Here is a 20,270-nt window from a genome sequence, read left to right as displayed (position 1 = left end):
TGTTCGAGATAACGATGGCATTCGAAAGTGGGGAGCAGCGTCGCGTGTGCGTTCAAATGCCATTGGTCATTGGACGGTCAGCGCAATGCGGCCTACGCATTGCGAACTGGCGTGTGGCCAAACAACATGCACGGTTGGTTAGTCAAGGGCAGGCGCTGGAACTCGAGGACATGGGCTCCTTGATAGGCACCGTGGTCAACGGCCGACGCGTCTCGGTTCATCGACCTGTGCTGCCCGAGGACGACATTCTGATTGGTCCGTGCCGTTTGCGTGTGCGTCCGCTGAACCAACCGGCAACGCAACCACCGGGCCTGGCCATTTCAGCGGTCACCACCACGGCAGAGAAAACGGCTGTCATCGTCTGTGCGAAGCCGACGGAGTATGTGGCGCCGACCGTGCCTGACAAATCCCTTTTTGCCACAGAAGTCGTGGCGCCCTCGATGGATGACGACCCGTCTGCCACCAGAGATTCTCTGCCATACCGGCGCCGGCTGCACGCGGGCTTGCTGCAGGCATTGGATCTGCGACGTCGCGACGTCGCAGGAATGAGCGATGCCGTGTTGCGTAGCGAAGGGCAACGATTGCTGGATCAGATTGCCGCCGACGACACCGATATTCCTGGGCATATCGACCGGGTAGCGCTCTGTCGCGATGTGCTGGACGAGGCGGTCGGATTGGGACCACTGGATCGCTTGCTCTCGGACACGAGCATCAGCGAAATTATGGTTAATCGGTACGATGAGATCTACATCGAGCGTTATGGCCGATTGTCACGACACAGCGCCGTGTTCAGTAGCGAGCAGTCGGTGCGTTGGGTGATCGAGCGGATTGTTGCCCCCATCGGTCGCCGTATTGACGAGAGTGCGCCGATGGTGGATGCACGGCTACCCGATGGTTCTCGTGTTAACGCCGTGATTCCGCCCGTGGCCTTAAAAGGCGCGAGCCTGACCATACGAAAATTCCCCGCTCGCCGACCAGAGATGGGAGATCTTGTACAAGGCGGATCCATGGGTGCGGCCATGGCGGCGTTTCTCTTACTATGCGTACGTACCCGCAAGAACATCGTGGTATCGGGTGGCACCGGCTCGGGCAAGACCACGCTGCTGAATATTCTGTCCAACGCTATTCCTGACGGTGAACGCGTGGTGACGATCGAGGATGCGGCAGAACTCAGACTGAGTCATGCGCACCTGGTTGCGTTGGAGGCGCGCCCCGCCAATCTGGAAAACCGTGGCCGTATTGACATACGGGATCTGGTACGCAATGCCTTGCGCATGCGACCGGATCGCATTGTCGTGGGCGAGTGTCGGGGTGCCGAGGCGCTCGACATGCTGACCGCGATGAATACAGGCCATGAGGGATCGTTGACGTCGCTGCATGCCAATAGTGCCCGAGACGCCTTCAGCAGGCTAGAGACCATGATATTGATGGCGGGGATGGATCTACCGCTAACAGTGGTCCGTGAGCATATTGGCGCCAGCATCGATATGGTGGTTCAGCAAGCGCGTTTGTCCGATGGACGACGCGTGGCGACCTCTATTGTGGAAATTACCGGTTTGGAAAGCGGTCGTATTCAGTCCCAGGAGCTGTTCCGCTATCAGCGAGGGATAGGTTTTCAAGGATGCGGATTGTTGCCACGCTTTATCGATGAGTGGCGCGAGGCAGGGATTGAGTTTGATATTGGTGCTTTTTCCCGATCAGACTTAGTGGTAGATGAACCGAGCGCCGGCGAATGATCTGGCTTGCGATTGCCATGTCCGGCGTTTGCGCGGTGCTGCTGGCCTGGCAACTGCAGACGTGGTTTGGGCCGGCGTTGTCGCGTTATCGCGAGGTGTATACGCACGAGGCCGGGATCCATCTCAGCGAGATATTCCTGTTCATCAATCCCGCTCAGTTGTTGATCTGGGCTGCCATGCTGGCGTTATTGGCAGGTGCAGTGGCGTTTGGCGTGAGTGACAGCGTCGTGGTGGCGGGGATTGCCGGGGGACTTGCCTGCCGACTCCCTAACGCCATGATCAGGCGTTTGCACGGTCGACGGTTAGCGAGATTCGAGCGGCAATTGCCTGCGGCGTTGTTGGCGTTGGCTTCTGCGTTGAGAGCGGGGGTAGGGATATCGACGGCCTTGCGTCATATCGTGGATCATGGCGAAGCCCCATTGACTCAAGAATTTGGTCTCGTGTTGCGAGAGCAACGTCTGGGGGTTAGTTTTGATATCGCGCTGCACAATTTACACGGACGTGTTCCTTCTGAGTCCTGTGCCCTGGTCGTTGCGGCATTGCGCGTTGCCTCTCTCACGGGAGGTAACCTGGCAGAAACGCTAGACGGAATTTCGTCCACGCTACGCGAGCGCCTGAAATTACACCGCAAGGTGCAGGCCCTGACCTCACAAGGCCGGTTGCAGGCGTGGATTGTTGGGGCGTTGCCGTTGCTATTGCTGGCGGTACTCAGCCATCTGGAGCCCGATGCCATGGCGATGTTGTGGCACACGACTATAGGCTGGAGCGTGCTAGCCGTTTTACTCGGCTTGGAGGCCATCGGCATGCTGCTGATTCGGCGCATTGTCACGATCGATATTTGACTCACTGCTATGTATCTGATGCTTGTCGTGGTGTTGGCGGGAGCGGGGGGATCGTTATCGGCTTGGCTGATCGCGCGGCCGGCGATGGGATCGCGTGATATGACTTTCCAACCGGATATGCCTTGGCATTGGCGCCTATGCTGGCCCTGGATATCAAGCTTGTCGGGTCTGTGTGAGCCGATGTTGTCCTGGCGCCAACGAGATCGTTTAACGAGATTGGCGAAGCAAGCGAGTTTGCCGACCGCCATCACGCCGGCGCATATGCTGGCTTGGGTGATTAACTGGATGGTGTTGGGTGCGATAGCCGGGGCGGGGCTCACCGCCTACTTCGGGATGTTTGATGGGTTGTTTTGGAGCACGCTCGGAATGGGGGTATCGACCGGGTTTTGGCCTATCGCAGTACTACGTGCACGCGTGCGCCGCCGACGACGACAAATCGCTCGAGAGTTACCCTTCGTTCTGGATCTGATGACGTTATGCGTAGAGTCCGGTTTGAGCTTGCATGGCGCATTACAGCAGGCCGAACAGCACGGTCCGTCCGGCCCATTACGTCAGCAGTTGACACATGCCTTGTCGGACATGCGTGCAGGGGTGCCGCGTGTAACGGCGTTAACGGCATTGGCTGAACGCAGTGAATGTCCGAGCGTACGCAGTTGGGTCGCCGCGATGTTGCAGGCAGATGGCTTAGGGATGAGTGTGGGAGTGTTGTTGCGAGAGCACGCCGCGCAATGCCGATCAGATCGTTTCCAACATGCAGAAAAATTGGCACTTGAGGCGCCGGTCAAAATGCTGCTGCCATTGATTGGCTGCATTTTCCCTTGCACATTCATCGTGTTGGCTTTTCCCATTGTGGTGCAGATGTGGGAGGCCATGCGATGACGCAGGAGCCGCCATCGATGCAGACAAGGCGTCGTCGCCTCGATCCCCACCGTATCCGATTGGTGGATGCGCGTGGCGTGTTGGGGCGGTTGCGAGGGTTGCTGTGCAGAGCCTCTCCGCCAGGACCACGTGCAGGGTTGAGGCTATCGCCGTGTTGGGCGGTTCATACCATCGGTATGCGCTATCCCATCGATGTCGCGTTTGTTAATCGCAACGGTCGAGTACGGCGTCTTGTCCGTTACCTGAATCCGGGGCGCGTCGCGTTCTCTATCGGCGCATGTTCTGTGATCGAGTTGGCGGTCAACACCAAGGATTCTCCATTGCGTTATCAGCGGCGCCTACGCCTCGCTATCCGGCATGCGCAGATTGATGATGCAGGATGAGTCCTATTTTTTTAAAAACGATAGGAAATTAGCGCGAAGAAAAAGTCAGTAAATCCTTGCCTGCAAACGAGAAATCCGACGGCGAAGCCGAATGGTTTCATGCCGCTTTTGTTGGCAAATTTATTACAACATTCATAGCCTGATGGCTAACTCAACAAAAGAAGTAGATTTCATTGCATTTTTTTTATTATCGCTGGTCCCTGTTGGGGCGCCTGAAATCGCGCCGGTTGCGATCCTCGATTCTCCTGCTGCTGATGGCCATTGGCCATGTGTCACACGCCAATCCGGTGGGTCGACCGTTTACGACTCGTACTGATGAGCTTCAACGCAGGCAAGAGCAGGAACTCGAGCAGTTACAAGAGCGCGCGACTCAGCATCCGGATGTGTTGTCCGCACCGAGTGACGACAACACTAGCTCGGATGTTCGGAATTTTCCCGAAGAAACCGTCTGCTTTGTCGTGCGCGAGGTTCGATGGGATGGAGGTGATCCCCCTTCATCCATACAAAATCAGGCGCGTGCGGTCCTGGGAAGGTGTGTCGGCAATCGAGCGCTACATGTCTTGCAAGCGCAGCTGACCGTACGCCTGGTTGACCTTGGCTTGATGACGACACGGGTGTTGATACCCGAACAGTCGTTGGCACAAGGAACGCTCTCATTGCGTTATGTTCCCGGTCGGATTGCCGCCGTGCAAGACGCGGATACGCCAGGGTGGTGGCGCATGGTGTTACCTGCCAGTCAGGGCGACATCCTGAATCAACGAGATCTGGACCAGACTCTGGAGAACATTCGACGCCTCAGAGGGCAGATGGATGCTCGTATCGATGTCGTGCCCGGCGTTGAGCCAGGCAGCTCCGATGTCCTGGTGCGGCCAGGCTCTGGCAAGCGCTGGCATGCTTACATAGGCGGTGATAACGCCGGGATGCGATCCATGGGGCGAGAGCGGGTGAATGCCGGATTGATCTTGGATTCACCCCTATTTTTATACGGCCAGCTTTCGGTGTCATGGAACAGCAACGCCGTCTGGCGTAATCGTGACAATCGCACGCGTGCGGCCGCGGTCAACTACAGCGTGCCGTTGGGCTATTGGTCGGTATTCGCGGGCCTTGGCCGTTCTCGTTATCAGCAGACAGTCGCGGGATTCAGCGAACCCATCGTGTACGGCGGCACGACAGCCCAAATCGAAACGGGCGTCTCGGTCGTGCCTTATCGCGGTAGTCACCGCAAGGGCACGGTCGTCATGAAGATGTTGCGCAAACGCGTGAAAGGTACGCTCAATGATATCGACCTCGATATACAGCGTCGCGATGTCACCGGCTACGAGCTGGGCTACCAGCACCGTCACTATCTGGACCGTGCCGTGTTTGATGTCGGCGGCGGGCTACGGGGCACGATACCCAGATATTCCAGGCAGTCCGGCTATGTGTACGGCGATCCCGAATGGAACGGGCGCACGACGATTCTTGCCGCGAACGCGGGCATGTATTTGCCCTTCATCGTTGCTCGCCAGCATATGGCGTATCAATTCAATTGGCAGATTCAACATGCCAAAACGCAGATCGTTCCGTCCGACTATTTTACGGTCGGCGATCGCTACACCGTTCGCGGCTTCGATGGCCAGATGGCACTGGCAGCCGAAAACGGCTGGGCATTGCGTAACGATCTGTCGCTGAACCTGGGAAATCTCGGTCAACAACTGTACGCCGGGCTTGACATGGGCCAAGTGGGTGGGCCATCGGTGCGGTACCTGCCGGGCCGTACGCTGGTCGGCGCGGCTGCGGGCCTGCGTGGGCGCCTGTCGGTGCCTTATGTCGATGCCAGCTACGACGTGTCGATGGGCTGGCCACTGAAAAAGCCTCAATTTTTCCACACACCGAGTGCCGTATTTTCCGCGGCGCTGTTGTTCGAGTTTTAGAGACTATGTACATGTTCAGTAAGAAAGCCCGTAGGGTCCTGGTTGGACTGCTGTCCACCCAAGGGTGGGCATCGGTGCCCGCGCAGACACTGCCGATCACCGTAGACAAGACCGCACGGGGAGCCCAGCCTGTGATCGGCGTCAGCCACGGAACGCCTGTCATCCAAATCGTGCCGCCTTCGGCGGGAGGGGTTTCGCACAATCGATTTACGCAGTTCAATATCGGGCCGTCGGGCGCGGTGTTGAACAACAGCGGGGGGACGACGCAAACGCAGATGGCCGGCCAGATCGCGGGCAACCCCATGCTGGGCAATCGGCACGCGACGACGATTCTCAACCAAGTCACCGCGCCCAATGCCTCACAACTGCGTGGCTTGCTAGAGGTGGCTGGCCATCGGGCTAATGTGATTGTCGCGAATCCGGTGGGTATCACGTGCAATGGCTGTGGCTTCCTGAACGCCTCTCGCGCTACGTTGACCACGGGCCGTCCAGAGGTGGGCCCCAAGGGCTCCATTGCGTTCGAGGTGGCGTCTGGTCGATTGGTGGTCGACGGTCAGGGTCTGAACGGCACTCATGTCGGCCAGGTCGATTTGATGGCACGGGCTCTGATCGTTAACTCGGGAATCTGGACGGATCGCCTGAACGTGGTGACTGGCGCGGCAAGGGTCGAGGCCAATGGCGAAGCACGTCCGCGTGGTGGCGAAGGGCCTGTACCTAAATTCGCACTAGACACGGCTGCGTTAGGGGGCATGTACGCAAACAGTATTCGACTCATCGGCACCGAGGCAGGCGTGGGGGTGAACGTGGGAGGCAACCTAGTGGCGTTTACGGGCGACTTGACCCTGAATGCGGCAGGCGATGTGCGCATCGCGCCTAATGGTACGTTGTCGGCAAAGAAGACGCTCGCGATCAATACCGCCGGGCATCTCGACACGCGCAATGCGACGTTGCATGGCACCAGCCTCGACATCTCAGCCCAAACGTTACGCAACCAAAAAGGCAGCATCACCGCGGCAGGTCCGGCCACGCTACGTATCGCAGGTGAGCTATCCAACGCTGATGGATTGCTCGCCGCCGCCGGCAAACAGTCGATCAATGCCAATCAGTTCCGTAATCAAGGTGGCACCGTTGCGGGCGGTCATCTTGCGATGTCGATTAAAGACGGCATCGATAACCGTAAGGGCTCAATCCTGGCCGACAACACCTTGCGTTTGTCAGCCGCTCGGCTCGCGAATGGCGACACGCTGAAGGCGAACAAAGCGGCTGCGGTGGCCACGTCTACGGCCACCCCTGGCAAAGCAACCGCGGGCGCAGCGCCGGATACGCCCGTCGTCTCAGGCGTGTCCGGAAGGGCCATCGACATTCGTGTGGCCCGAGTCGACAACACCAGAGGATCGATTCACGCCCGTGGCGATTTGACTCTCGTTGGAGATGAGCTAAAAAACCCGTCGGGTCAATTGGTTGCGCAGGGCAAGGCCCGTCTTGATGCCCAAACACTGCGAAACAAGCAAGGCACACTCTCTGCTGGCCAGCAGCTCACGGTTAAAACCGGGACCTTGGATAGTCTAGGATGGTTGCATTCGGGCACAGACTTGTCTTTTACCTATGGCGGCTCGCTAACGCCTCAAGGAAACTTCGTCGCGGGGCGTGATTTGAGCTTGGATCTGGGCGGAACCTTGGTCAACAAGGCCCGCTTGATTGCGGGGCGTGACTTGCGCATCAAGGCGGCGTCGCTAAGCAACCAGATTACGGGAGAGCTACTCGCCGGCCGTCACAACACGATGGCAGTCACTAATACCCTGACCAACGCAGGCCTGATCGATGCGCAATCCACTCGTATCAATGCCTCGCAACTGCTTAATCGCGGCAGAATCTATGGCGATACGGTGTCGCTGGGCACCGGTACGCTGATTAACGACGCGGGGCCCAAAGGCTCCGCCGTTATCGCGTCACGCGGCAATCTCGATCTGGGCGTGGGAAAATTGTCCAATCGCCACCATTCCGTCCTTTATGCCAAGGGTCATTTGCGAGTTGGCGGTGAGCTTGACGCGGCCCGGCGTGCCGAGGGGCAGGCCAACCATATAGAAAACATCTCGGCCACGATCGAGGCTGGGCGCAACGTCGTCATCGCCGCACACCAGATTCACAATCAGAACGCAAACTTCGTCTCGGAGACCGTGCAGGTTTCATCAAAGCCCAAGGTCTACTTCACGCCCGAAGGCAGTACAGAGATGTATGACGCCGCCAACCATTGGCTGTGCGATACGGTCACCCGTGGATGCAGCCGACGTCCAGAGTGGCTGAACGATGACCCGCAACGCAGGCTGCTGTTGCCTTCGACGAAATACCCCGCGTCCCGCTACGGCCCGCCATTCGACTACGCACCAGCTGGCCGTGGCGCTGCCGGTGTATCCAGTCCCATTGCGCTGACGTATACCCCGCCGGGTCGGACGTGCATAGGTCGCAACTGCCGCCCAACGGCCGAGCGGTTTCGCTATCCGCGCGATTCGCGCATCTGGGCCGTGTTCGGCGTGGCGCCACCCGTCGCCGAGCTGCCATCTCCGCAAGCCATTCAGCAGCGTTATTCCAGCAAGCGCCAGACGCCGCAACAGCAGCGACAGGCCTATGAGACCATGCCAGCGTACAAGGACTACAAAGCGCGTCATCTGGCATTGGACGCGCGGATCAAAGCGTTCAACCGAGATTTCCTGAATCGACTGGTTAAACACTTCACGTTTTACGAAGTCAACGAGATTACAAGGCGGACACGTACGGTTCGAAGCGACCCCGGTCGCGNNTTTTCCGCGGGTTCCCTCAATCTCAAAGGCGCGGTTACCAACGATAAAAGTCAAATTGCCGCGAGAGGCAAGCTGACTGTCGATGGTCCGGCGATTCACAACATTGGTGCCACCGGCTGGCGCACCGTCACCCGTGAGGGTCAGGCCACGTTTACGCAGGCGCGCAAGAGTGATCGTAAAGCGCACCGATCGCCTTACAAAGTCACGCAGACGCGCGAGCCGTTTGAGTTGCCCGTAGGCGCGGTACGCACGGTCTTGATGCCGAAAGTGCCGCTGCCGTCGCGAGTGGACACGTCGGATGTGTATGGCACGCTCATGGCTGGCCGCAACACGCAGATCACGGCACAGGGTGATTTCGTCAATAGCGGCACCATAGGCGCAAACGGGGCTGCGGAGGTGAGCGCGTTGAACATCATTAATCATCTCGGGGGGCAGATGCAGGCGCGCCGCATAGACCTGGCCGCGCGCGAGAATCTGAGCAATCTGGCCGCACAGATCGCAGGTCACACGGTATCACTGCGTGCGGGTCAAAACATCAACTTGATATCGAGCTTGTCCCCCGAGGATACCGATGGTACGAGCGGTACGCATCTGTCTGGCGTGTCGCGGGTGAACGCCAACGATCTGACGATGCAGGCGGGCAAGGATATCACTATGCTGGCCGCGCAAATCTCTGTTGAACGTAATGCGCGTTTGCAAGCGGGACGCGATATTAAATTGGATGCGCTGAACGCGCAGCACAGCGAGACGATCTCCAGCGGCAAGCACCAGCGTCATGAGCTCAGCACGAACAAGGCGATTGGCTCGGCTGCGAATGCGAAAGGCGATCTAGCGATGGCTGCGGGGCAAGACGTCAACGCACGTGCTGCACAGGTCAACGCGCAGCAGAAGTTGAGCGTCAATGCGGGGCGCGACGTCATGTTGAGGGCGGGCATGGACAGTGGCGTTGCAAAAGACCAGTATCGAGAAAAGAGAAAAGGTCCGCTGTCGTCCAAAACGGAAGATACGACGACCTCGGTGCAATGGAAGCAATCCCATGCGTCAACGGTGACCGGCAAGAACGTCGAGATCACCGCTGGCAGAGATGTGAGTGTGCAGGGCTCGAATGTAGGTGCGCAAGCGCTTCTGGATATCACGGCAAAGCGTAACGTCAACATCGATCCGGGCCATAAGCAATCAGACAGCCGCCGCACCGAGCGGCTCAAGAAGTCCGGCGTCGGCGCAACCGGTGGTATGAGTGTCGGTACGTACCAGAAAACCCATTCCGTGCAGGAAACCGCGGTGGATAGTACCCCCAGCACGTTAGGTAGCGTGACAGGCAACACGACAATACGCACCGGTCAAGCGGTGAACGTGACCGCGAGTACGATCATCGCGCCGCAGGGCAATATCACGCTGGTTGGCAAGCAGGTCACCATCGACACTGCGCAAGATGCGCATCGCAAGAAAGAATCTCTCGACATCAAGAAAACAGGGGTGAGCATAAGCGTCGACGTTCCGATGATAAATGCGATGCAGGCGATGGGTGGTATGGCTGACACCGCGGCTAATGCCGACAACCCGGTGATGCAGGGCTTGGCGGCGGCGGCCGCCGGACTAGAAGGCCTCAGCGCTCTCAAGGCAGTTCCGACGCCGGGTAATGCCGATGGCGCTGCGGCCGTGGCTCAGGCGGCGAGTATCCGTGTCGGTATTAGCGTGGGTACGAGCAAGCAGTCCAGCCAAACTGAACTCAAAGCGTCGACCGCGAAAGGCTCTACGGTGAGCGCGGGCCAAGACCTGACGGTTATTGCCGCAGGCGCTGAAAAGGACTCGGGTATCAACGTAAAAGGCTCAAAACTTTCGGCCGGCGGCAATACGGTGCTCGACGCCGAGGGGAAGATCAATTTGCAGGCATCCGCAAGTACGCTTGACATGAAGCACAAGAGCAGTGGATCCAGCGCGGCGATCGGCGTGGCGGCTTCCCTGGGCTCGGATGGTGTCAGCTTTGGAGTCGAAGTCAGTGCCAGTGGTGCGAAGGGTCGAGCAAAAGGCCGAGACAAAACCATGACAAATAGCAAAGTGAGCGCTGGCGAGACACTGACCCTGCGATCCGGCGCTGATACCAATTTGCAGGGCGCCGTGGTTAGCGGAAAAAAAGTGGTGGTTGACGTTGGAGGCGATCTGAATATCGAAAGCTTGCAAGACACAAGCACCTTTGAAAGCAAGGACCAGAGCGTCGGCGGCAGCATGATCATAGGCGCCGGATTTTCCGGCAGCGCAAGCTATGCACAAAACAAGGTCAAAGGCGACTTCGCCAGCGTACGCGAGCAGAGTGGCATTCAAGCGGGCGACGCGGGCTTTGATGTGAAAGTCAAAGGCAACACCAATCTAAAAGGAGCGACGATCGCCAGCACTGAAAAGGCAGTGCGGGCCGGCGCGAATCGCGTCAGCACTGGTACGCTGACGGTGAGCGATATCGAGAATCACAGCAACTACAAGGCGAGCGGCGTTTCTTTGGCAGGCGGATTCAGCGTTAGCGGCGACGTTGATAAGAAATCCGGTAGCGATACATCAGCCCTAGCCTCGGGTGCCAGCAAAGCCCGTGGCAAAAAGAGCAGTACCACGAAGAGCGGAGTCAGCGACGCGACGGCCACCATCACCGACCATGCGAAGCAGCGCGCGCTGACAGGAAAAACTGCCGAGCAATTACTAGCCGCTTTGAATCAAGAGACTCAAACCGGCGACGCTGCCAGAGGCCTAAGCAAAACCTGGGACCCCGAAAAACTGCGAGCCAAAGTCTCCGCCGAGTCTGAAATCGTCGCGGCTTTTACTCAACAGGCTAGTCAAACCATCCGATCGTACACCGACGAAAAACGTGCTGCCCTACGTCAGCAGATCAGTGAAAAAACCGATGAACGGGAAAAGCAAGCACTACAACAACAGATCAGCGAGCTGAACACTCAAGAACGTATCTTGAATGTCGTCGTGGGTGCCGTGACGGGCTCAGGAGGCATAGCGGCACTTCAAACCGGATTGTCAGAAGCCGCCGATCGAATGCGGGAGTACACCATCGCAGATTCAAAGAAGTTCCCTGGGATCACTGACGGGGTGACTACGCTGGATAACAAGAGCGGAAAAAGTGCCGGTATTCGGGGGGATGGTTTCAAAACGGCAGGTACACGGGTTGTATTGGCTGCTATCTGCGGCGAGATGAATGAGAGGTGCAAGGTACAGGAGGATCCTACTGGAAAGTCCATCTTGGATGAGAATGGGGTTCCTAAACTTGATCTACACAAGCAGACAGGAATGGTGCAGTTTGAACCTAAAAACGCCAAGATGTCCTTGGCTGATTTTCTTCAAACCGACCGAGGTAGAGGCATGGGTGGATTCACCGGAGGTATTCAGGGTAGTCAGGGTATGTTGGCGGGTATGCACTATGACTCAGGCTCTATCTTTGATGTTCTCCACGAGGCCTACGGAGGGACCCATGATTTCGTCGGTGGAAGTCTTAGCGGCTTCTATGGTCAGGATGGCAATGCTCGGGATGGATTGAGCTCATTACAACAGCGTTTATATGGAATATGGAGTGGCCTAGCTCTAATTCCTTCAACACCATTCGCATTGTCCGAGGCACTACCGCCAGCGGCATGGAAGATCTTGGATATCTTGCTGGAAGCATTAAAGTGAAATTATTAAATCGATTCATGTGTATGTGCGTACTAGCATTTTCACTCGCAGGGTGCTATGTCACGCGCAAGGGTGAAATCTGCAGTATCACTATGCCTCAGATCTTTTGCGATAGGGAGGCTTATGAAAAGGCGATACATCCTGGAAGAATGGTGGACCACTGGGACTTGAGCGACAGAACTGTGCAAGCTCGCTTGCAGGATTGGATGACGTGTGGTGGGAATTCTTGGGGGGATTATTCGCTCGCCCCACTACCTAACGGAAAGGAGAGAACGTTTGATCAGGAAGAAGCCGCGTCTAAAGCAACGGTGGATAGTATTGAACGCTGCATGCTGAAGAAGGACTATGTGTACACTGGTCAATGCACCTCATCTGTGGCGCGTGAGTTCCCTTCATGTCGTGCCAGAGCAGGCGAGCCATGGGATAGTCTATGACGTCCTTGCCTTGGATAGCGCTGTCGCGCAATGTCTTGCCATCGAGCGCAATGCGACGACCCCGCCAGGCGAGGTAGCGCCTCACTTATTCACGCCCCTACCTGACTGACGGCATTTTTATCGATACAGTCAATAACGTCATTGAGCGCGTCGTGCGAGGGAATGCTGTTGGGAAACTTCAGAAAAGTGCGCCGCCACGGTTCATGCTCGTTGCCAAAGTCCTCAATGGCAATCCAGTGCTCAAAACCGCTAACCACCGCGCACAAGGTGATCATCACGATATCTTCGAGCTTGTAGCTTGCTACGGATCGTGCGCTTGGGTCGGGCTGTTCGGCAAAGTGTAGTTGGACCCTCCAATGCCGCCAAATTGCAGCTATAGTAAGCGGCGGGTGCGCTGCGCTCTGTCACAGTGGCATACAGCAGAGACAGATTACCCAACGCATGACCCATGCTGCCGACTTTGCTTATACAAGACATTCGTCCGCTTCAATGCGATTCATTTCGCCGAACAATATGTGTAGCACGCAAGAGGAAACTGACAATGATGCTCACGAGAAAATGCTGGAAATTGGCGCCGCTCTCCCTCGCAGCCATTCTTTTGGCGAGCTGTGGTTCAGGAAGTGGTGGGGATGACGATACCGACGATCCGATCACAAGCAACGATCTGGTCGTAGACAACGATCCCACTAGTTGCACTGTGCGAGGCGATGGCAACTCGTCAATTGTCGTGGGCTCTGGTGTAGCCGGTGATCCCGCCGCGCCGGAAGCCGCCTCGGGTTATCGGGTCGGACTAACAGCAAAGAACTCTAATAGCTACATGGCTGTGGCCAATACGCCGCTGGCAGTCAAGGCCGGCTGCGATATTCTCAAGGCAGGTGGTTCGGCAGTGGATGCCGCCGTCGCTATGCAAGCCGTCCTGGGACTGGTGGAGCCACAATCAAGCACCATCGCGGGCAGTGCATTTATGATGTATTACGACGCCAAGACCAAGGAGGTAGTCGCTTACGACGGCCGCGAAACGGCGCCAGCCGCAGCGACAGGCTACTACCTGAGACGTCAAGATCAAGCAGACGCCCAATCTCCAGCCCCCGTACCGTCCGCACGCCGCAGCGGTCGCGCTATCGGCGTGCCGGGTGTGCTGCGCATGCTGGAAATGGCACAGCAGGAACATGGCAAACTCCCATGGAACAGCCTGTTCGACTATGGCGTGCAGCTTTCAACCGATGGTTTCCAGATTCCTGGACGCCTGGGCGCTGCCATCCAGAGCAATGCCGCCGGCCTCGCGCTGGACGGCAACGCCATGGCCACGTATTTCCATGAAGATGGAACGCCGCGTGCCACCGGCGAAATCATGACCAATCTGCCCTACGCGAAGACACTGAAGGCCATCGCAGAACAGGGCGCAGATGCGCTCCATACCGGTGAGATCGCAGAGGCGATCATTGCCAAGGCCGCGCAAGCGGTGGGCGACGATGCAGGCAAGACGCCCATCACACCAAGCCTCATGACCATGAGCGATCTGGCGAATTACCAGCCCAAGAAGCGCGACGCAGTATGTGTGAACTATCGCGCCACTTATCACGTCTGCTCGATGTCGCCACCTTCCTCCGGAGGCATTGCGATCGCGCAATCGCTGGGCATCCTAGGCCAATTCGATCTGTCGCAGTATGGTCCCTTGACCCCTTCCAACGAGGGTGGGGTTCCCAGCGTGATGGGCGTGCACCTGGTGTCGGAAGCCGAGCGGCTGGCGTATGCGGATCGCGACAAATATGTAGCCGATACCGATTTCATCCCGTTGCCTGGCAAGGGCTTTTCCACGATGCTGGACCTTGGCTATCTGACGCAGCGTGCCAACCTCATCGACATGAATGCAAGCATGGGTACAGCGCAGGCCGGCAATCTCGGGGATGTACCGCTGGGCGTGGACAAAACGGTTGAGCATGGCACGACGCATCTTTCCGTGGTCGACGCCTATGGCAACGTGGTTTCCATGACCACGACGGTCGAGTCCAGCATGGGCTCGTTCCACATGGTCGACGGTTTTCTGCTGACCAATCAGCTCACGGACTTCTCGGCAGACCCGGTGGACGACAACGGCACACCTATCGCCAATCGCGTGGCGCCCGGTAAGCGCCCGCGCAGCACAATGGCCCCGACTCTGGTTTTCAGAGGGGACCAACCGGGCGACTTCGTGATGGCGACGGGTTCGCCTGGCGGTGGCAGCATCATCCAATATGTGGTGAAGACCGTGGTAGGTGCGTTGGACTGGGGGCTCGACGCGCAGCAGGCCACCTCGCTCGTGGTGTTCGGTGCCAGTAACAGCCCCCGCACGAGTGTGGATCATTCGAACACCCTGCTGGATCTCACTGCATTGGTCGACGGTCTGAAGGCCAAGGGGCATACGGTATCCACCGGTGCTCAATCGAGCGGTGTGGCGACTATCATGCGTGTGACAGTAGATGGCAAGACCATGCTGCAAGGCGGTGCTGATCCGCGGCGAGAAGGCATCGTGCTAGGAGATGGCGCACTTTAAGGCGATGCTGACAAAGCAACGATAGGGCGCTTTCTCTTTGCCAAAACTAAAAGCCCACCCCTTGTTGGGGTGGGCTTTTAGTGTGAGACGATGCGGCGAGCGTAGGCCTCACGCCAACGCGTCCGTAAAAAACCTCTCCCGCAGCGCTGGCAATCCAATGCGATCCAGAATCTCATTCAACCTTTCCGCCGGTTTGCGGCGTGGCAGGTTTTTATATTGCGCGATGATCAACTCATTCTTCATCGAGTGTTCCCATCCAACCAGCTCGGTCACACTGACTTGATACCCATGCGCCTCGAGTTGCAAGCAGCGCAAGACGTTGGTGACTTGGCTGCCGAATTCGCGCGTGTGCAAGGGATGGCGCCAGATTTCGGCGAGCGGATCCGCGAGCGCCTGGCTTTTGTTTTTGCGTAGGGCGGCAGCGACCTCGGCCTGGCAGCAGGGCACGACCACGATGTATTTGGCGTGCTTGGCCAGGGCGAAGTGAATTGCATCATCGGTGGCGGTATTGCAGGCGTGCAGTGCCGTGACGACATCGATCTGTTTAGGCAATTGGTCCGAGGTGATGGAGTCTGCCACCGACAGATTCAGAAACGACATTCCCTTAAACCCCAATCGCTCGGCCAAGGCTTGCGATGAGGTCACGAGCTCCGCCCGGGTTTCGATGCCGTAGACATGCGATTGATCCTGCAGGGCCTTGAAGAACAGGTCGTAGAGAATAAAACCCAAGTAGGATTTGCCTGCACCGTGATCGACCAATGTCACCGCGTCTCGTTCTGTCTTAATGTCTTGCAGCAAAGGCTCGATGAATTGGAACAGGTGGTAGACCTGTTTGAGCTTGCGACGGCTGTCCTGGTTCAGTTTGCCGTCCCGCGTCAGGATATGGAGTTCCTTGAGGAGTTCGACGGATTGGCCAGGGCGAATTTCGGGAGCAGAGGACATCGGTAAAGGCATACCGCCGGAGCGGGAAAAATGCCAGTGTACTGAAAATCAGGGTGTGTCCCGATTGGGGCAGAATCAGGACTCGCCCTGGTCGAGGAGCCATCACATCCCTATGACGTTTGCACACCGAACGCCATCTGCGCGGCATGATCGCGCACATCTTGGGGCCACGCCGCTGCGTGGTGCACAAATTGCGTTTGGTCTTGGGCGAACAGGGCGCGAGCGGCTTCCTCGAAGCCTGGCATGTCACCGGCCATCGAAGAGATAAAGCGATAGGCGGCCTCTTGCTGCTGGCGCTGTTGGGTGACGCCCGCATCGGCGTGACGCGCCTGGTCAACCATTTTCCGTAAAGTCACGGATGCGCCACCGGGTTGTTGCGATAGCCAATCCCAATGGCGGGGCAGCAGCGTAACCTCGCGGGATACCACGCCCAGCTTGGGCCGGCCACGTCCCCGCGCCAGAACGCCAGCGGTCGCCAATGCCGGGTCCGCATGCGATTCGTCCGTCTGTAGTGCAGGGGGCGACAGGCGGGCGGTGATGTCGGTGTCCGTACCGCGCAGGTCGACATCCACCAGCCGTCCGGTGGCATCGTTGTAGATCAGTACCGGATCCGGGGTGGGCTCCTGTTGGGCTCGGCGCGCGGCCAAGGCGACTTGGGGCAGGGGGCCAGACGCAATGCGTTGATGGCCTTTAAAGGCGGTGCAGGGTGCCAGTTTATCCATTACAGGGTCGGCGGTAGTGTTCATAGATGCTCCTTCTGTCGGGACATGCATCCATTATTTACTGGGTAAAAATAACAATCAATATTACCCGGGTTAAATATTGAAACGAGAAATTTAAGTTTCAGACTAGGGAAAGCACCTAGTCAAAGCGAATTGAACGCGTATAATCTTGCTTTGCCCGGAGTCCTCCATGCGTCTCGTCCAAAAAGCGCTCACCTTTGACGATGTGTTATTGGTGCCTGCGTATTCCGAGGTGTTGCCGCGCGACACCTCTCTGGCCACCCGTCTTACCCGCAATATCACCCTGAATATCCCGCTCGTGTCTGCCGCCATGGACACGGTGACAGAATCGCGCCTGGCCATTGCGATGGCCCAGGAGGGCGGCATCGGGATCATCCACAAAAACCTGACCGCTGACGAGCAGGCCAAGGAAGTCGCCCGCGTAAAGCGCCACGAGTTCGGTATCGTCATTGATCCGGTGACCGTCACGCCCGACATGAAAGTGCGCGACGTGATTACCCTGCAACGTCAACACGGCATCTCGGGCCTGCCCGTGGTCGAAGGCAAAAAGTTGGTCGGCATTGTGACCAACCGGGACCTTCGCTTCGAAGACCGTCTGGACCAGCCCCTGCGTAACATCATGACGCCGCAGGAACGCCTGGTTACCATGCAAGAGGGCGCGACGCTGGACGAAGCCCAGGCGCTGATGCACAAGCACCGCCTCGAGCGCGTCTTGATCGTCAATGACGCCTTTGAGCTGCGTGGCCTGGCCACCGTCAAGGACATCGTTAAAAATACCGAACATCCGGTTGCCAACAAGGACAGCAAAGGTCAATTGCGCGTCGGCGCCGCGGTCGGCGTGGGCAGTGGCACCGAAGAGCGTGTCGAAAAACTCGCTGCCGCGGGTGTTGACGTCATCATCGTCGACACCGCGCACGGGCACTCATCCGGCGTGCTGGAGCGCGTCCGTTGGGTCAAACAGAATTTCCCCAAGGTCGAAGTGATCGGCGGCAATATCGCGACGGCCGCGGCCGCGCTGGCGCTGGTCGAGCACGGCGCCGACGGTGTCAAGGTCGGGATCGGCCCGGGCTCCATCTGCACGACCCGCATTGTGGCGGGCGTGGGCGTCCCGCAAATCACGGCGATCGCCGATGTGGCCAAAGCCCTCGACGGTACAGGCGTGCCGCTGATCGCTGACGGCGGCATTCGTTATTCCGGCGACATTGCCAAGGCTCTTTCCGCCGGCGCGTTTGCCTGCATGATGGGTGGCATGTTCGCGGGTACCGAAGAGGCGCCCGGCGAGATTGTGTTGTTTCAGGGCCGCTCGTACAAGTCGTATCGCGGCATGGGCAGCCTCGGCGCCATGGCCGACGGGTCGGCCGATCGCTACTTCCAGGATCCGGCCAATAACGCCGACAAGCTCGTTCCCGAAGGCATCGAGGGCCGCGTCCCATACAAGGGCAGTGTCCTGGCCATCATCTACCAATTGGTGGGCGGGATTCGGGCATCGATGGGGTATTGCGGTTGCGCCTCGATTGACGATATGCGTACTAAAACGCAATTCGTCGAGATTACTTCGGCTGGCGTTCGTGAATCTCACGTCCATGACGTGCAGATCACCAAAGAGGCCCCGAACTATCGCGCCGACTGATCCCGTCAGTCAGTACAATGCCACGATCGCGCACCGGCAGGACCGCAAAGCTTCCCAGCGGTTCTGCCGGTGCCGTTTTGTCCTAGGCAAAACGGCACCCCGGTGCAGTCAGCTCGCGTAGCGGCATTTTCTTTTTTTTAAACCGGCAGAGTCTTTATGCATCAGCGCATTCTCATCCTTGACTACGGTTCGCAAGTCACCCAATTGATCGCCCGCCGCGTTCGCGAGGCCGGTGTTTATTCCGAAATTCATCCAGGCGATGTCGACGACGCCTTTGTGCGCGAGCAAGCAGCACAGGGCCTCAAAGGCATCATCCTGTCGGGCAGTCATGCCTCGGCCTACGCCGAAGGCTCGCTGACCGTGCCGCCGGCCGTCTTCGAATTAGGCGTGCCGGTGCTGGGCATTTGCTATGGCATGCAATCCATGGCCCAGCAGTTGGGTGGCAAGGTCAGTTTTTCCGATCACCGCGAATTCGGCTACGCCGAAGTCCGTGCGCACGGGCATACGCAGTTGCTGAACGGCTTGGCCGACTTCACCACGGCCGAAGGCCATGGCATGCTCAAGGTCTGGATGAGCCACGGCGACAAGGTCACCGAGCTGCCGCCGGGCTTCAAGCTGATGGCGTCGACCCCGTCGTGCCCCATCGCTGGCATGGCCGACGAAACCCGCAAGTTTTATGCAGTCCAGTTCCATCCCGAAGTCACGCACACGATTCAGGGCAAGGCCATGTTGGCTCGCTTTGTGAACGACATCTGCGGCTGCCAGGGCGACTGGAACATGCCGGACTACGTGGCCGAGGCTGTCGCACGTATTCGCGAGCAGGTCGGCAGTGACGAAGTCATCCTGGGTCTGTCAGGTGGTGTGGATTCCTCCGTTGCCGCAGCCTTGATCCATAAAGCCATCGGCGACCAACTGACTTGCGTCTTTGTCGACCACGGCCTGCTGCGCCTGGATGAAGGCAAGCAAGTCATGCAGACGTTTGCCGAAAACATGGGTGTGAAAATCATTCACATCGATGCCACCGAGCAGTTCATGGGCAAACTCGCTGGCCAGGCCGACCCCGAAGCCAAGCGCAAGATCATCGGTCGCGAGTTCGTCGAGGTATTCCAGACCGAGGCCGGTAAGCTAAAAAATGCCAAATGGCTCGCTCAAGGCACCATCTACCCGGATGTGATCGAATCGGCCGGCGCGAAAACCGGCAAAGCCACTTCGATCAAATCGCACCACAACGTCGGTGGTTTGCCCGACACGTTGAATCTGCAGTTGTTAGAACCGTTACGCGAATTGTTCAAGGATGAAGTCCGCGAGCTCGGCGTGGCGCTGGGTCTGCCGCCGCAAATGGTCTATCGTCATCCGTTCCCCGGCCCCGGCCTGGGCGTGCGCATTCTGGGCGAGGTCAAGCACGAGTACGCCGACCTGCTGCGTCGCGCGGATGCGATTTTCATCGAAGAGCTACGCAACACGATCGATGCGGATACCGGCAAGAGCTGGTACGACCTGACGTCGCAAGCCTTTGCGGTATTCCTGCCGGTGAAGTCGGTAGGGGTGATGGGCGATGGCCGTACGTACGAATACGTCGTGGCCTTGCGCGCCGTGCAGACCTTTGATTTCATGACTGCCGATTGGGCGCCGTTGCCGCATGCGTTGTTGGCTAAGGTGTCGTCGCGGATTATTAATGAAGTCCGTGGGTTGAATCGGGTGGTGTATGACGTGTCGAGCAAGCCGCCTGCGACAATCGAGTGGGAGTGAGGGGAAGCAGTTTTCCCTTATA

At 58.1% G+C, this 20,270-nt stretch carries 12 protein-coding genes and 1 pseudogene; 10 read left to right on the top strand and 3 right to left on the bottom strand.

The window, feature by feature from the left end:
* Window positions 1-14: 14 nt before the first annotated feature.
* From ACNAZS_RS03200 to ACNAZS_RS03170, 7 genes and pseudogenes are all read left to right on the top strand, one after another.
* Entirely contained in the window at window positions 15-1,736 is a 1,722-nt protein-coding gene (locus ACNAZS_RS03200; RefSeq protein WP_415786073.1) for an ATPase, T2SS/T4P/T4SS family, read from the top strand.
* Window positions 1,733-2,578, top strand: a complete 846-nt coding sequence (locus tag ACNAZS_RS03195) for a type II secretion system F family protein (RefSeq protein ID WP_415786071.1) — start codon at window positions 1,733-1,735, stop codon at window positions 2,576-2,578. The genes ACNAZS_RS03200 and ACNAZS_RS03195 overlap by 4 nt, the downstream gene beginning before the upstream one ends.
* A gap of 9 nt (window positions 2,579-2,587) precedes the next feature.
* Window positions 2,588-3,457 (top strand): type II secretion system F family protein, encoded by an 870-nt coding sequence (locus ACNAZS_RS03190; RefSeq protein ID WP_415786069.1) that lies wholly within the window; start codon window positions 2,588-2,590, stop codon window positions 3,455-3,457.
* Window positions 3,458-3,474: 17 nt separating this feature from the next.
* A complete protein-coding gene (locus tag ACNAZS_RS03185) occupies window positions 3,475-3,840 on the top strand; it encodes a DUF192 domain-containing protein (protein ID WP_415786067.1) in 366 nt (121 codons plus the stop codon).
* A gap of 173 nt (window positions 3,841-4,013) precedes the next feature.
* Window positions 4,014-5,753: a ShlB/FhaC/HecB family hemolysin secretion/activation protein gene (locus ACNAZS_RS03180; RefSeq protein ID WP_415786065.1), complete on the top strand. Its 1,740-nt coding sequence runs from the start codon at window positions 4,014-4,016 to the stop codon at window positions 5,751-5,753.
* 5 nt (window positions 5,754-5,758) lie between these two features.
* Window positions 5,759-8,549, top strand: a pseudogene (locus tag ACNAZS_RS03175) (two-partner secretion domain-containing protein); the annotation flags it as partial.
* 2 nt (window positions 8,550-8,551) lie between these two features.
* On the top strand, window positions 8,552-12,217 hold a 3,666-nt coding region (locus ACNAZS_RS03170), incomplete at its 5' end, for a hemagglutinin repeat-containing protein (protein ID WP_415786063.1).
* A 523-nt stretch (window positions 12,218-12,740) separates the two neighbouring features.
* On the opposite strand, the gene ACNAZS_RS03165 is transcribed toward ACNAZS_RS03170, so the two are convergent.
* The gene (locus ACNAZS_RS03165) at window positions 12,741-13,019 is read right to left on the bottom strand and encodes a transposase family protein (RefSeq protein ID WP_415787044.1); all 279 of its coding nucleotides are present in this window, start codon (window positions 13,017-13,019) and stop codon (window positions 12,741-12,743) included.
* 176 nt (window positions 13,020-13,195) lie between these two features.
* Here ACNAZS_RS03165 and ACNAZS_RS03160 point away from each other — a divergent pair, with 176 nt between their 5' ends.
* Window positions 13,196-15,184 carry a gamma-glutamyltransferase family protein gene (locus ACNAZS_RS03160; RefSeq protein WP_415787042.1) on the top strand — a complete coding sequence of 663 codons (1,989 nt, stop codon included), beginning with the start codon at window positions 13,196-13,198 and terminating at the stop codon, window positions 15,182-15,184.
* A 108-nt stretch (window positions 15,185-15,292) separates the two neighbouring features.
* Here ACNAZS_RS03160 and ACNAZS_RS03155 read toward each other — a convergent pair whose 3' ends face one another.
* Window positions 15,293-16,126, bottom strand: a complete 834-nt coding sequence (locus ACNAZS_RS03155; protein ID WP_415786061.1) for a class I SAM-dependent methyltransferase — start codon at window positions 16,124-16,126, stop codon at window positions 15,293-15,295.
* Window positions 16,127-16,236: 110 nt separating this feature from the next.
* Window positions 16,237-16,872: a DUF2239 family protein gene (locus ACNAZS_RS03150; protein WP_415786059.1), complete on the bottom strand. Its 636-nt coding sequence runs from the start codon at window positions 16,870-16,872 to the stop codon at window positions 16,237-16,239.
* Window positions 16,873-17,038: 166 nt separating this feature from the next.
* Between ACNAZS_RS03150 and guaB the strand changes: the two genes are divergently transcribed.
* Together guaB and guaA are read left to right on the top strand one after the other, a co-directional pair.
* Complete coding sequence (guaB, locus tag ACNAZS_RS03145) at window positions 17,039-18,499, top strand: IMP dehydrogenase (RefSeq protein ID WP_415786057.1); 1,461 nt, start codon at window positions 17,039-17,041, stop codon at window positions 18,497-18,499.
* Between the two features lie 156 nt (window positions 18,500-18,655).
* On the top strand, window positions 18,656-20,248 hold the full coding sequence (guaA, locus tag ACNAZS_RS03140) for a glutamine-hydrolyzing GMP synthase (protein ID WP_415786055.1): 1,593 nt from the start codon (window positions 18,656-18,658) through the stop codon (window positions 20,246-20,248).
* Window positions 20,249-20,270 lie beyond the last annotated feature (22 nt).

Origin of the sequence: Bordetella tumulicola (genome assembly GCF_965138755.1) — a bacterium.
Taxonomy (GTDB): Bacteria; Pseudomonadota; Gammaproteobacteria; order Burkholderiales; family Burkholderiaceae_B; genus Bordetella_A; species Bordetella_A tumulicola.
The sequence above is the reverse complement of the archived record's forward strand: the minus strand, read 5'-3'. Positions and strand labels throughout refer to the sequence as shown.

Excerpts from the sequence above, each read along its gene's own strand:
- ACNAZS_RS03200 (WP_415786073.1), top strand. The coding sequence starts at position 15 with ATGGCATTCGAAAGTGGGGAGCAGCGTCGCGTGTGCGTTCAAATGCCA.
- ACNAZS_RS03195 (WP_415786071.1), top strand. The coding sequence starts at position 1,733 with ATGATCTGGCTTGCGATTGCCATGTCCGGCGTTTGCGCGGTGCTGCTG.
- ACNAZS_RS03190 (WP_415786069.1), top strand. The coding sequence starts at position 2,588 with ATGTATCTGATGCTTGTCGTGGTGTTGGCGGGAGCGGGGGGATCGTTA.
- ACNAZS_RS03185 (WP_415786067.1), top strand. The coding sequence starts at position 3,475 with ATGCAGACAAGGCGTCGTCGCCTCGATCCCCACCGTATCCGATTGGTG.
- ACNAZS_RS03160 (WP_415787042.1), top strand. The coding sequence starts at position 13,196 with ATGCTCACGAGAAAATGCTGGAAATTGGCGCCGCTCTCCCTCGCAGCC.
- ACNAZS_RS03155 (WP_415786061.1), bottom strand. The coding sequence starts at position 16,126 with ATGTCCTCTGCTCCCGAAATTCGCCCTGGCCAATCCGTCGAACTCCTC.
- ACNAZS_RS03150 (WP_415786059.1), bottom strand. The coding sequence starts at position 16,872 with ATGAACACTACCGCCGACCCTGTAATGGATAAACTGGCACCCTGCACC.
- guaB (WP_415786057.1), top strand. The coding sequence starts at position 17,039 with ATGCGTCTCGTCCAAAAAGCGCTCACCTTTGACGATGTGTTATTGGTG.
- guaA (WP_415786055.1), top strand. The coding sequence starts at position 18,656 with ATGCATCAGCGCATTCTCATCCTTGACTACGGTTCGCAAGTCACCCAA.